The sequence below is a fragment of the Chromobacterium sp. HL1 genome (assembly GCF_057418835.1).
The window spans coordinates 5,056,181-5,068,492 of sequence record NZ_CP162399.1 but is presented as its reverse complement, the minus strand read 5'-3'; the positions used below and the strand labels follow the sequence as shown (position 1 = coordinate 5,068,492).

The 12,312-nt window shown below is 58.2% G+C and carries 9 protein-coding genes; 3 read left to right on the top strand and 6 right to left on the bottom strand.

Annotated elements, in window-relative coordinates:
- Window positions 1-121: 121 nt before the first annotated feature.
- From AB1Z25_RS23195 to AB1Z25_RS23185, 3 genes are all read left to right on the top strand, one after another.
- Complete coding sequence (locus AB1Z25_RS23195; protein WP_486636268.1) at window positions 122-418, top strand: phosphopantetheine-binding protein; 297 nt, start codon at window positions 122-124, stop codon at window positions 416-418.
- A 304-nt stretch (window positions 419-722) separates the two neighbouring features.
- Entirely contained in the window at window positions 723-1,886 is a 1,164-nt protein-coding gene (locus AB1Z25_RS23190; protein ID WP_486636267.1) for a histidine decarboxylase, read from the top strand.
- Between the two features lie 583 nt (window positions 1,887-2,469).
- Window positions 2,470-2,796: a hypothetical protein gene (locus AB1Z25_RS23185; RefSeq protein ID WP_235085300.1), complete on the top strand. Its 327-nt coding sequence runs from the start codon at window positions 2,470-2,472 to the stop codon at window positions 2,794-2,796.
- Between the two features lie 61 nt (window positions 2,797-2,857).
- On the opposite strand, the gene AB1Z25_RS23180 is transcribed toward AB1Z25_RS23185, so the two are convergent.
- The 6 genes from AB1Z25_RS23180 to AB1Z25_RS23155 all read right to left on the bottom strand — a co-directional run bounded on the left by AB1Z25_RS23180 (window position 2,858) and on the right by AB1Z25_RS23155 (window position 12,309).
- Window positions 2,858-3,334, bottom strand: coding sequence for a hypothetical protein (locus AB1Z25_RS23180; protein ID WP_146176754.1), 477 nt, complete (start codon window positions 3,332-3,334; stop codon window positions 2,858-2,860).
- A gap of 130 nt (window positions 3,335-3,464) precedes the next feature.
- Window positions 3,465-5,879, bottom strand: coding sequence for a type VI immunity family protein (locus AB1Z25_RS23175; protein WP_486636266.1), 2,415 nt, complete (start codon window positions 5,877-5,879; stop codon window positions 3,465-3,467).
- 93 nt (window positions 5,880-5,972) lie between these two features.
- Window positions 5,973-7,166 carry a type VI immunity family protein gene (locus AB1Z25_RS23170; RefSeq protein ID WP_486636265.1) on the bottom strand — a complete coding sequence of 398 codons (1,194 nt, stop codon included), beginning with the start codon at window positions 7,164-7,166 and terminating at the stop codon, window positions 5,973-5,975.
- A 22-nt stretch (window positions 7,167-7,188) separates the two neighbouring features.
- Complete coding sequence (locus AB1Z25_RS23165; protein WP_486636264.1) at window positions 7,189-8,421, bottom strand: VRR-NUC domain-containing protein; 1,233 nt, start codon at window positions 8,419-8,421, stop codon at window positions 7,189-7,191.
- A 5-nt stretch (window positions 8,422-8,426) separates the two neighbouring features.
- Window positions 8,427-11,270 (bottom strand): type VI secretion system Vgr family protein, encoded by a 2,844-nt coding sequence (locus AB1Z25_RS23160; RefSeq protein ID WP_486636263.1) that lies wholly within the window; start codon window positions 11,268-11,270, stop codon window positions 8,427-8,429.
- A gap of 304 nt (window positions 11,271-11,574) precedes the next feature.
- A complete protein-coding gene (locus AB1Z25_RS23155) occupies window positions 11,575-12,309 on the bottom strand; it encodes a hypothetical protein (RefSeq protein WP_486636262.1) in 735 nt (244 codons plus the stop codon).
- Between the last annotated feature and the right edge of the window lie 3 nt (window positions 12,310-12,312).

Genomic DNA, 12,312 nt, shown 5'->3' with positions numbered 1-12,312 from the left:
GCACCCATGAAAATTGACAAATGGATTTCTTGCATTTCTTCCATCTCCATATGGCATCTCTAAATGCGAATGATTATAATTTACATTTTTAGCGTGATGCAATGATCCAGGTGAAATCGTCATGACGAATGAAAAAGCAATCAGCACCACCCCGCCGCAAGCCGGCGGCGCGCCTCAAGCAAAAGCCGCCAACCCGCGCCAATGGCTGCATGGCCGGCTGCGGCAGCTGCTGGCGGAAGACGGGGAACTGAACCCCACGGAAAACCTGATGTATTACGGCCTGGATTCCCTGCGCCTGATGACGCTGGCCGCGGAACTCAACGCCCGCGGCATCCCCGTGCGCACGGAAGAACTGAGCCGCACCCCCACCCTGGCGGGCTGGGAAGCGCTGCTGGACGCCCGGCAAACGGACGCTTGAAGCATGGCCGCGGCCGGCGCGCAGAACCGGCCCTAAAACCTTAAAAAAACAGACAAAACTGGGCGCCAACCCACGCCCAGCCAACAAGGAAGAACACCAGCAATACCCACCCACCAAGGACCCATTCACGATCTTGCTTGCAAGACAAGCCAAGACAAGGCGAGAACAGCCGAGAAAGCGGAATGCGCGCAGAGTGCGTGAGCATTTCGAAAGCGTTCTCAAAGCGTTCTCAACGCCCTGTCTAAACTATCCCGTCGCCGCGCAGCGGATCGTGAACAGGTTCTGAGAAATCACGGAGTCACCCATGTCGCTGTCCCAACTTGACCAAAACCGTATCGAATCTTTTTGGCAGTACTGCTTGCAACACCAATATTTCAATCTCGCTTATCCAGAGTCAGCCGACTTCGACTACGCCCCCTTGCACCGCTTCCTGCGCTTCTCCATCAACAACTGCGGCGACTGGAACGAAAGCAGCAACTACCTGCTGAATTCCTTCGACTTCGAACGCGAAGTCATGCACTTCTTCGCCGAACTGTTCCACATCCCCTTTGACCAAAGCTGGGGCTACGTGACCAACGGCGGCACCGAAGGCAATATGTTCGGCTGCTACCTCGCCCGCGAACTGTTCCCGGACGCCACCCTGTACTACTCCAAGGACAGCCACTACTCCGTGGCCAAGATCATCAAGCTGCTGCGCATCAAATCCCGCGCGGTGGATTCCCTGCCCAGCGGCGAAATCGACTACGACGACCTGGTGGCCAAAATCCAGCAAGACCAGGAGCGCCATCCCATCGTCTTCGTCAACGTCGGCACCACCATGAAAGGCGCCGTGGACGACATCGGCGTCATCCAGCACAAGCTGGCTGAGGCCGGCATCCCGCGGCGGGACTACTACCTGCACGCGGACGCCGCGCTCAGCGGCATGATCCTGCCCTTTGTCGACAGCCCGCAGCCTTACTCCTTCGCCGACGGTATCGACTCCATCAGCGTGTCCGGCCACAAGATGATAGGGTCGCCCATGCCGTGCGGCATCGTGCTGGCCAAACGCAGCAATGTGTCGCGCATCTCCGTGGAAATCGACTACATCTCCGCCAACGACCAAACCATCAGCGGCTCCCGCAACGGTCACACACCCATGATGTTGTGGGCGGCCATCAAGAGCCGGCCGCTGGCGGAATGGCGCCGCAAAGTGCGCCATTGCCTGGACATGGCCCAATACGCGATAGACCGTTTCCAGTCCGCCGGCATCCAGGCCTGGCGCTGCAAGAACTCCATCACCGTGGTCTTCCCCAGCCCGTCTGAACCGGTATGCAACAAACACGGCCTGGCCAGATCCGGCGGCGCGGCCCACCTGATCACCACGCCCCACCACCACGACAGCCAGCGGCTGGACCGCCTGATTGACGACATCATCCAGGACCTGGGCGCCGTGACGGCCCAGGCCGGCGCCGCCATGAACGCGGCTTAGAACCTATTGACGATCTGCTGCGCGTCGTGAGACGTGACACGGTGAGCACTGCTCCGAAATGCTCATGTACCGGAGCTACATTCCGCTTTCTTAGCCGCAACGCCCTGTCTCGCTCTAGCTCGCAAGATCGTAAACGCCTTCTTAGAACCGGCGTATGACCGCCGCGCCGCGGCGCTGCAACGCCAAAAGCCGCCCGTAAAGGGCGGCTTTCTGCTGTAATCCCCACCCCGGCCCGCCGCCGCCTTGACGCTGGGCCTTGCCCCCCTTACTCTGCCCATGCGCTGCGCCAAATAACGCAGCCATGGGCTGGGAGGCCCGTTTTGGTATCCCGTAGCAAATCGCCTGGCCGCGATTCGTTATGTGCCGTTGCGTCTGCCACCACCGGGCGGGCGCATGGCATTGAGCCCTCCGGGGCTGCCGTTGGATATCCGGTCCTCCCACTTTGTCATGTGCCTGCCCACGCCTTCCGTGCGTGCCGCGCAGGCTTCCTTAAGCAAATGTTTGTGGAGGCCATAGTGAATATATTGAATATCTACCGTCAGCCCCACCGCCGTATCACCCCGGTCATCATGGAGGGACGGATATGAACGCCCCGGCCGTCAAACGGGAACAGTCCTTGCTGCAGAACATGCACGAGCAGATCAAACTGCTGCGTCTCGCCACTGCCGACCAGGACACCCTCTACGCACTCGCCCAAAACCTGGAGAAGTACTACCTCCTCGCCGATGAAGGCCTGATCCGGGGCATTGTCCATATCCACTCCGCCAACCAAAGCCTGCACGCAATCATGACACTGCTGTTGGCCTGCCCAGAAGACAGGCAAATTCATTGCGAACAGATCGCCGCCCTGCTGGAACCTATCCGCCAGGAACTGCTGACCGGCTTCACGCAGATATCCGAAGTGATGTAGATGTGAAAACGCCGCAGCGGGCGCTGCGGCGTTGCCGACTATGCTGTTACAGCCAAAACCATCAATCAAATAACGATTCTTGCCGCTGCGCCAGTTCCGGGCATGCCTGATCCAACAACTGGTCCAGAGTCAGTCCGGAAGGCTCGGCCAGCTTCTTCCTGGAAATCGTTTTACCCTTGACGGCGCTGAGCTCAACGCCGGCATGTTCGGCCAGCAATTGCCGATCCGCCAGATTGCCCGTCACGATGTAGTAATACCGAGCGGCAAACGACCACCACTCCTGCTCAATAATCTCCGGCTCCAGCCGGTATACCAAGCCGCTTGGCGACGCGACAATCGCCGCCAAACGGTCCGCGCTGACCGCCACCAAAGCCGTGATCTTGCTGCCGTCGGACTCGCCCTCCACCTCCCCGGCAACGCCATCCTGCAAGGGCAAACCCGCGCTCCGCATTCTCGCCAGCAAGCGAGCCGGGTCCGCAACAAGCTCTTTTGTCTCCCAGGTGACATCCTGATTATTCAAATCCACTCGTGCATTCATTTACTGTCTTTCGCATTTTTCGTATTAATACTGCGCCTACAAGCTAAGCCTAATGATCACCGCTACTCGCGCTGCCGATACCAGACAGTGTGCTGCCATAACTTGATCTAGGGAAGCCCGGCCTCGCCGCTCAAGCACCGGCCGGCGCGTGAGAGGGTGGGCTGAGCACCGGCGTCGCATCGTCAAAACGCGCATACCACGCCAAGGTATTGGCCTTGGTGAAGCCCTCCGCATCGTCCATGCAGGTATGCAGTTGATCCGGATGAGGCACCCGCACCCGCTTGAGCACCCGGTTCACCGCCACATAGGCTGGCGGATGGCCGTCTTCCTGAGCGCCGACATCCGGCAACACGCCAGCTTGAACCATCAATCTGCCGTTATCGGTTTCCTGCACGCTGACATCGGGCAACTGAAGCTGCTGCTTGAGCACGGCCATGCCGCCCAGCTGCTCGATATAGCGAGGACCCAGCAACGTCAGCCAGTTGACGCCTTTGATGCCATCTCTCAACTCAGTCAGGTCCATGTGGGGGGCGGAATCCACCATCAGTCCGCTATAACGCTGCGCCATCTGGAACTCATAAGGCTGAAACTGATGGCGATCATAGGGAAGCGTGCAAGCGAGCCCGGCATAACCATGGTCAATATCCAGCGTCTCGCACAAATAACGAACCCAGTCCTTGAACCGCTGCTCGCCGTCAGGGGTTTCCAGCAACTGCCATGGCAGCACGATTTTGACGTAAGACAACACGCCATAAGGATCGCTTTCGGGGTGTGCCGTCATTGCCTGGATGGAGTATTCGGCAGCCCGTTCGCCATTCTTCTCGCTTTGCAAATCCCAAGAAAATGGCCCCCCATCATCCACGCGTTCCTGGAGCTTCTCTTTGGCCTTCTTGATACTGCCTTTGCGGAGGCTCGTGAAGCTACGTCCACTCAAGCTATGAAACTGTCCTTGCAGATGCTCGCCAAACTGCTCAGTAAAACGGTCGAAGCAGCCGAGCACCTTGTAGCCGATGTCCCGCTGCCCGCCCTTGCGGAAGTACACGGTGCACATCAGCCCCAGCCGGACCAGCACCTGGCCTTCAGGGGTTACCCCTTCAATGAAGTCCACTTGCTTGGCAATACGGGCATAGGCTTGCTTGTGCGAGGGTGCTTGGGCATCTCTCATCATTTGGTTTGATGGAATCGGGCTGGCCTGCCCAGCTTTACGCCACAACTCACCGGCCGGCGCGGAAGGAGACAGGCTTGCCACCGGAGTCGCATCGTCAAAACGCGCATACCACGCCAAGGTATTGGCCTTGGTGAAACCCTCCGCATCGTCCATGCAGCTATGCAACTGATCGGGGTTTGGCACGCGGATCGATTTGAGCACCCGGTTCACCGCCACATAGGCCGGCGGATGGCCGTATTCCTGAACGCCGACATCCGGCAACACGCCTGCCTGAATCATCAATCTGCCGTTATCGGTTTCCTGCACGCTGACATCGGGCAACTGAAGCTGCTGCTTGAGCACGGCCATGCCTCCCAGCTGTTCGATATAACGAGGGCCCAGCAACGTCAGCCAGTTGACGCCTTTGATGCCGTCTTCCAACTCAGCTAAATCCATGTGGGGCCCAGAATCTACCATCAGGCCACTGTATCGTTGTGCCATCTGAAATTCATAGGGCTGATACTGATGTCGGTCATAGGGCAGATTGCAGGCCAGACCCGCATAGCCCTGGTCCACATCCAAGGTTTCGCACAGATAACGCACCCAGTCCTTGAACTGTTGCTCGCCATCCGGCTCTTCCAGCAACTGCCATGGCAATGTGATTTTCAGATAGGACAACCACTCGGAGTCATGATCAATATTGCAGGTCATCGCCTTGATGGCGTACTCAGCGGGCAACTCACCATTTTTTTCGCTTTGCAGAATCCAGAAAAACATGGCCCCATCGTCTACTAATCCGGACAGTTTTTCTTTAGCTTTCGTGATACTGGCTTTGCGCAGAGAGGTGAACCCTCTTCCACTAAAGTCATGAAACTGCCCTTTTAGGTGCGGGCCGAACTGTTCGACAAAGCGGTCAAAACAGCCCAAAACTTTGTAACCGACATCCCGCTGCCCGCCATTGCGGAAATACACGGTGCAAATCAACCCCAGTTTAACCAGCACCTCGCCTTCCGGGCTTACGCCATCAATGTAATCCGCCTGATTGAGAATACGGCCATAGGCGTTCAGATACCTTAGTTGCTGCTCATTTATATTTTCATCCACTACGCCACCACCAAATCGCGTTAGATATTTGTTATGTAGCGTCATAACAGTGGAAATAAGCAACGAGTTAGACCCAACCCCCCTGATATAAAAGCTTACATTGCGCTCTTTATTAGAGTAGGCCCATTCCATTCCTACTTTCTCCCATCCCAGCGGGCCTTGCCTGTCCTTGAAGAGCGCCAATAATTTTTTTACAGGCATGTCAACAAAACAAATCGTCTGCGTTCCAGTAGCAGTAAAGCTGTCATCGTCCAGGCTCAACAACTGCTTAAGATGAGCTTGTAGCTGCGCCACTGTTTCTATCCGGACATCTCCCACAATACGATCTCCAATGGTTGGATTAGCGCTTACCCAAAGCCCCCGCCAGCACGCCCCACATCTCTGCACTCATCTTGCGTCGGGGGCCGGTTCTCGATACCAGATCGTGCTGCCATAACTGGATCCAGGGAAATCCGGCATGAGGTCCCCTTTCTCAAAACGTTGATGCGAGCTGTCTTTCGCCGGTGTCCACCAGATCCCGCTTTCCGGGCAGGGCAGCCCGGCTTCGCAGCGCAAACCACCGGCTGGCGCCTGCGGCGGCACGCTGGCCGCCGGTATCGCATCGTCAAAACGCGCATACCACGCCAAGGTATTGGCCTTGGTGAAGCCCTCCGCATCGTCCATGCAGGTATGAAGTTGATCCGGATGAGGCACCCGCACCCGCTTGAGCACCCGGTTCACCGCCACATAGGCCGGCGGATGGCCATCTTCCGGTGCGCCGACATCCGGCAACACGCCCGCCTGAACCATCAATCTGCCGTTATCGGTTTCCTGCACGCTGACATCGGGTAACTGAAGTTGCTGCTTGAGTGCGGCCATACCTCCCAGCTGCTCGATATAGCGAGGACCCAGCAGCGTCAGCCAGTTGACGCCTTTGATGCCATCCTCTAAAGCCGCCTTATCCAAATGTGGAGCCGGGTCCACCATTAGGCCGCTATATCTCTGTGCCATCTGGAACTCATAAGGCTGAAACTGATGGTAGTCATAGGGGAGATTGCAGGCCAAGCCAGCGTAGCCTTGGTCCACATCCAGCGTTTCGCACAAGTAACGTACCCAGTCCTTGAATCGCTGCTCACCATCCGGCTCTTCCAACAACTGCCATGGCAATGTGATCTTCAAATAGGACAGCCACTCAGGATCATGGTCAATATTGCTAGTTAGCGTCTCGATATGGTATTCAGCCGCCACCTCCGCCGTTTTTTCACTTTGTAAATCCCAAGAAAACATCGCCCCTTCCTCTATCATTTCTTGGAGCTTCACCCTAGCCTTCACAATGCTGTCTTTCCGCAGGCTGGTAAAACTGCGGCCACTTAGGCTATGAAACTGGCCTTGTAGATGCTCGCCAAACTGCTCGACAAAACGGTCGAAGCAACCTAATACCTTGTAGCCCATATCCCGCTGCCCGCCATTGCGGAAGTACACGGTGCAAATCAGCCCCAGCCTGACCAACACCACCCCCTCTGGAGTTACCCCTTCAATAAAATCCACTTGCTTGGCAATACGGGCATAGGCCTGCATGCGTTGATATTCTTGTGCACTCATCTTTGCTTCATCCATCCTGCCATCAAGAAGCGGCGGCCATGGCGCCACCGCCCAACATGACTGCAACCGCGGCCCAGGCGGCCGCCCCCATTTCCACCAGCGCGGCCAATGCCGCCACCAGCCAACCTCCCAATACGAACACCACCACCACCCCGGCGATAACCACCGCGACGGCAAGCAAGCCCTTGCCAATGTCCAACAACACTTGAGTCCAGTCTATCTGGCGCAAGGTTTCCAGGGTCAGATCGGTCACGCGCTGAATTTCCGCCCAGGCCGCGCGTAATTGCGCACTGGTCCAACTGGCAATACGCTGCCCCTGCTCATTGACGAAGTGCCAGGTATCGTTGGCCTTGTCTTGCAGCCAGTGGCCGGCGGTGAACAACCAGGGCGCATGCTGCTTCAGCTCCGCCTGCACCTTGGCCGAAAGCTGGCCAACGGCCTGACGTAAGTTTTTGGCCAATGCCTTGCCGTCTTCCGCCAAGCTATGCACCAACTGCTTGGCGTCATCCAGCCACTCTTCATAAAAGGCGGGATCAGGCAAAGGCTTGGGGCCATACACCGGCACCCGCCGGTTCTCGCCACGCGGTATGCCATCCGCCCTGGGCGCGAACACGGGCGCCGGCTTCTTCACCGGCTCGGTCTGCCTCCGCTTCTCACCCGGCGGGATCACATGTAATAGCGTAAAACGATCCAAACCTCCCGCTATCTGTTGATAAGCCTCAGCTTGCTCCCTGTGCAAACTGTCGCCCGGAAACTTGATCTCGACCACCCGGTACAGATTGTCCCCATGCGGAACGCCATCATGATCCTTTGTCGCTCTTCCGGGCCAGCGTACCGCCTTGTCCTTCACAATGATCAGGTCTGGACGACGCAAGAAATTCTTGCGCAGGCCTTTAGGAAAAGGGGTTAACGAGTGGCGGCGGTTGGGCTTGCGGCCTTCCGTAGTACTAAGAAAAGGCTTTGGCACCCCTCTACTACTTGAAGGCATATCGAAACTGACTTCCGCCTTGTAGTACCACAGGTATTCATACCGCATCTCATCAGCGCGGATTTCTGCGCTCATCACCGCTTGCCGCGCATGGATGGTGAAGTTCTTTCCCAGCTTGCTGACCCCAATGCGAACATCGGGCACTCTAACCGCGGCCTCGGCCTTGGGTTGCAGATAGAGCTTGTTTTTCTCAGAGGGCAGCTTGGCATACTGCTGATCTTCTTCCAGCCGCGTAAGGCCGTTACCGACTATTTGGGTAGAGGTCATGCGGATCATCCTTGCGGGGCGTCATTGCGCATCTCGAGTTCCAACTCGTGCTGGCCGCCGCCGGCCAAGTGCAATGTCTCGGTTTTGGCCGGCGCGGGCTCCAATACCTGCAACTTCATGCCTTCCGGCTGCCGGCTCATGGCGGTCAGCGTCCAGCCATCCTTATCGCTATACCCGCTGAGAGTACGGCCGCCGGCCTGCTGAATGGAGTAAGCCCGGCCAACCAGCGGCGCGCCGGTTTTCTGGTCCTGCAACTGGAAACGGCCACTGTAGACTTGGCCGAAGGTGGGCATTCTGTAGTTCAGGCTGGCCGGCCCGCTCAATACATGGCTGCTGCCCTTGATGCTGACCGTGCCCGGGCAGTGCACTTCGATATCCCCGCCTTTGAGGCGGATATAGCCGCCGCCGCTGGTCAGCAGAATCTCGTCCTTGGCCGCAATGGTGATGCGTTCCTTGCAGGAGGTGATGGTGACGTCCTTGTCCGCCGTCAGCTCAATGCTGTCGCTTTGCGCCTGCAACTGAATCTTGCCCTTGGCGGCTATCCATTTCATCGCCACCTGATCCGCCACGCCGGCCACGAACAGGCTGATGTGCTTGCCGACGTTATGAATCCAGCGCCGGCCGCTGCTTTGATTAGCGTCGCGCTGCGCCACCAGATTGAGATGGATTTCCGCGGCCAGGGTCTGGCTTTGCCCGGACAGGCTGGCAATGCCGGCCGGCGCGGACAACACCAGCAAGGCTTGCTGGCCAGCCTGTTCTTTGGCGGTTTTGCTGTCTGGATCGGTATTGCTGCCGGCCTCCCAGGCCTCCAGCGCCTGCAACTGGTGCAGCACATGGCCTTGTTCCCGTTTGCCGCTGCTGGCGTTGTCGTCGCCAATGCCGTCCGGCCCGGTTTCCATGGTGTCGGCCTGCTGCGTGGCGGCGGTTTCGGCCAGCGCCTGACTCAAGGCCACCGCCGCTTGTAGCTGGCTGTTGGCCTGTTCCCGCGCCAGCTGCTTGCCCGCGCCGCCGCCTTGCGCCTCCGTGGACAGCAACAGGCCGTGGGCGGCGCGGATGGCGCCGTGCTGGTCCGTCCGCAACTCAAAACCTTCGCCGCGCGGCTGAGCCTGGCCATTGCTGCGCGGGTGGGTGAGGAAGCCTTGGTTGAGCTGGGTCTTGCCCGCCTCGCTGGACAGCTTGGCGCGTACTTCGCCGGAGGTGTCGTCGAACAACAGCTCGTTATAGCCGCCGCCCTGATGCTCTTTTGACTTGATGCCGGACAGCGTCTTATTGGCCGGCAGGCTGCCTGCTCCGCTGAAGTCCGGCGCGGGATGGCTGCCGTTGTAGACCACGGCCTTGACCACCGGGCGATCCATATCGCCTTCGATAAAGTCCACCAGCACTTCCTGACCGATGCGCGGCAGGAACTGATGGCCCCAGCCGGCGCCGGCGGACGGCATCGCCACCCGCACCCAGCAGGAGGATTTGTCGTCCATGCCCGCGCCAATGCCGGGATGCTCTTCCGGACGCTGCCAATGGAACTGAATCTTGATGCGGCCGTGCTCGTCGGTATGCACTTCTCCGGGGCTCTCCGCCCCGGCATCGCCGCTGGCCGGCCCCACCACGGTGGCGGTTTGCACGCCCAGGCTGGTGGGTTTGGCGTGAGCGGTGCCGGCATAAGCCGGCGTCAGCGGAATGCCACGGCGCTGGGCCTGGATGGCGGCGCTGAACGGCGTGGCGTCCGCCTCCGTGCCCAAGTGCTGCGCCAGATCCCGCGGCAGATTGTTGCGCGCCAGGAAGCGCTGACCGGTGACAACAAACTGGCGTTTCTCCTCCGCGTCGTCCTCATGCGCAGGGTGGTCGTCCAGGCGGAACCACTCACCCGGCAACAGACCGCGCACCGCGCCGCTGCCGCTGAAGGTCTTGGCCTGCAAATCGTTAGCCTGCTGCCGCAGTACGGCGTAGCGGCCCAGCTGCTCCTCATCCCCGGCGTAATACAGGCCCGGCGCATCGTAATGGCCCAGGCTGCTTTGCAAGGCCTGACCAAACTGGCCCTGCTCCACCCGGCTGGTTTCCCGGCCTTGCTGGGTGAGCACCGGTTTGTAATCGTAACTGGCCAGCGCGCTGGCGCCGGGGACAATCTGGCGCGCGGCTTCCCAGCCCGTCAGGCCGTCCTCTTCCTCGGTGGCGTCGCTGCGGTGGAAGCGCACCCGCTGCAGCGGAGAAGCCGGCAAGGCGTGGGCATCGTCAAAGATGGCAAGCTCCACCCGCGGCCCGTCCGCCTCCAAGTGGCGGAAACACCAGGCGTAACCCTCTTCATGCAACAGGCGGATGATGAAATCGTAATCACTCTCGCGGTATTGCAGCGCATAACTGCGCGGCGCGGCCGGCTTGAGCTGCAAGGCCAGCGTTTGCACGCGGGCGAAGATGGGGTTGGCTTGCTGATGTTCGCTGAGGATGTGTTTGACGATGTCCGGCACGGACAGGTCTTGGAATACACGGGAAGTCCTGCGATGGCGCAGCAAGGCGAACGGCGCTTCCACGACCAGTTGATAGCGGGCAAAGCCGCCGTCCGACCCCGCCAAACTGGCCTGGCTAACCACGCCGCAACGGATCACCTCGCCCCCCTCCGCGCCCTGAATGCCAATGCGGGCCGGCTGGCCCAACAGCGTCTTCAGCGGGATATTGCCATCCGGCGACAGGCAGGTCAGCGTATAGCGATAAGGCAGGGAAACCCCCTCCTCGCCCTCCAGGCTGAGCGGCAACAGCTGTTCGGCGGCAAACTGCCCCTCTCCAAGCTGCAAGGTCAACATCCGGTTGTCTTGGCCAAAGGCGGAAGCAAAGCTGGCCAACAGTGCATTCAGGTCCATCGGCATTCCAAACGAAAACACCGCCAAGCGGCGGTATGACATTGAAAATAAGCCTGAAATTTTATGAAGTTAGGAAGACAGTCACAAGCTGGCGTGGTCTGGAAGTGCGTTCTCTTGGACTAAAGGACAGGTGTAGGTGTTGGGGGAGTGCGAGGTGGCTTGGAGGGCTGGCGCGGGATGCGGCGGGGCGGCGGGTCGCACGCACTGGCGATGGGTGCAGCGGGATGTGGAAACGCTGCGGCTCCCGCTGCGCTGGCTTCCTCTTGTATCCCTCCCTGAAAGAAGAAGGGCTACCCAGTAAATTTCAGAGCTTCTTGCAGGTGAGTTTAAGCGCGGTTTTTTCTACCATGCGGGCCTTCTCACCCAGTGAGATGGTGTATACAAAATTTCTATCTACCAACATCATAAATTTTTCCGACCTATCCAAGACCCAGCCCTGTAGCTGCCCGCCTTCACTCATAGATATCGCAGTGGGAAAATCATTGCTCTTTAGCCGATGACATGCAATTTCTTCAAAATTTTCCTTCCCTGCATCATTTGCTGCAACAACCCACCCAGCCAAAGGAAATACCACAAAACCATACAAAACAGCCGCAACCCAAATAATAAAAAAAGATAGGTATTTATTATCTTGGTCGTATGAAAATCTTTCCGAAAACCATGCCCTCACGCGAACGGACCTATCACTTGGCTTCTTAGCTTTCTTATGTAAACCGATACCAAGCACCCATGCTAAAGCACCAAAACAAGCAATCACGAAAATAGCATAAAACCAATTGCGGATGGCCGCAGCAAAACCAAAGAATGCAATCTCCTGAATTGATGATGAAGAAAGTGGCCCACCATTACCGACTGCCGCCCAATAACCACTAAAGAAAGCCTTCCCTGCTATCCAGGCGCATACACCTAAAAAGGTGATTGCCACTCCAAAAATTTTAACCAAGAACTCACAAAGCTGAAGTACCAATCGAGCTTTATCTCGCCCAATCTCCCTTCCCCGCCTCAGGTAACCCGACGACTTGCTAGAGAACGAACTCATCGC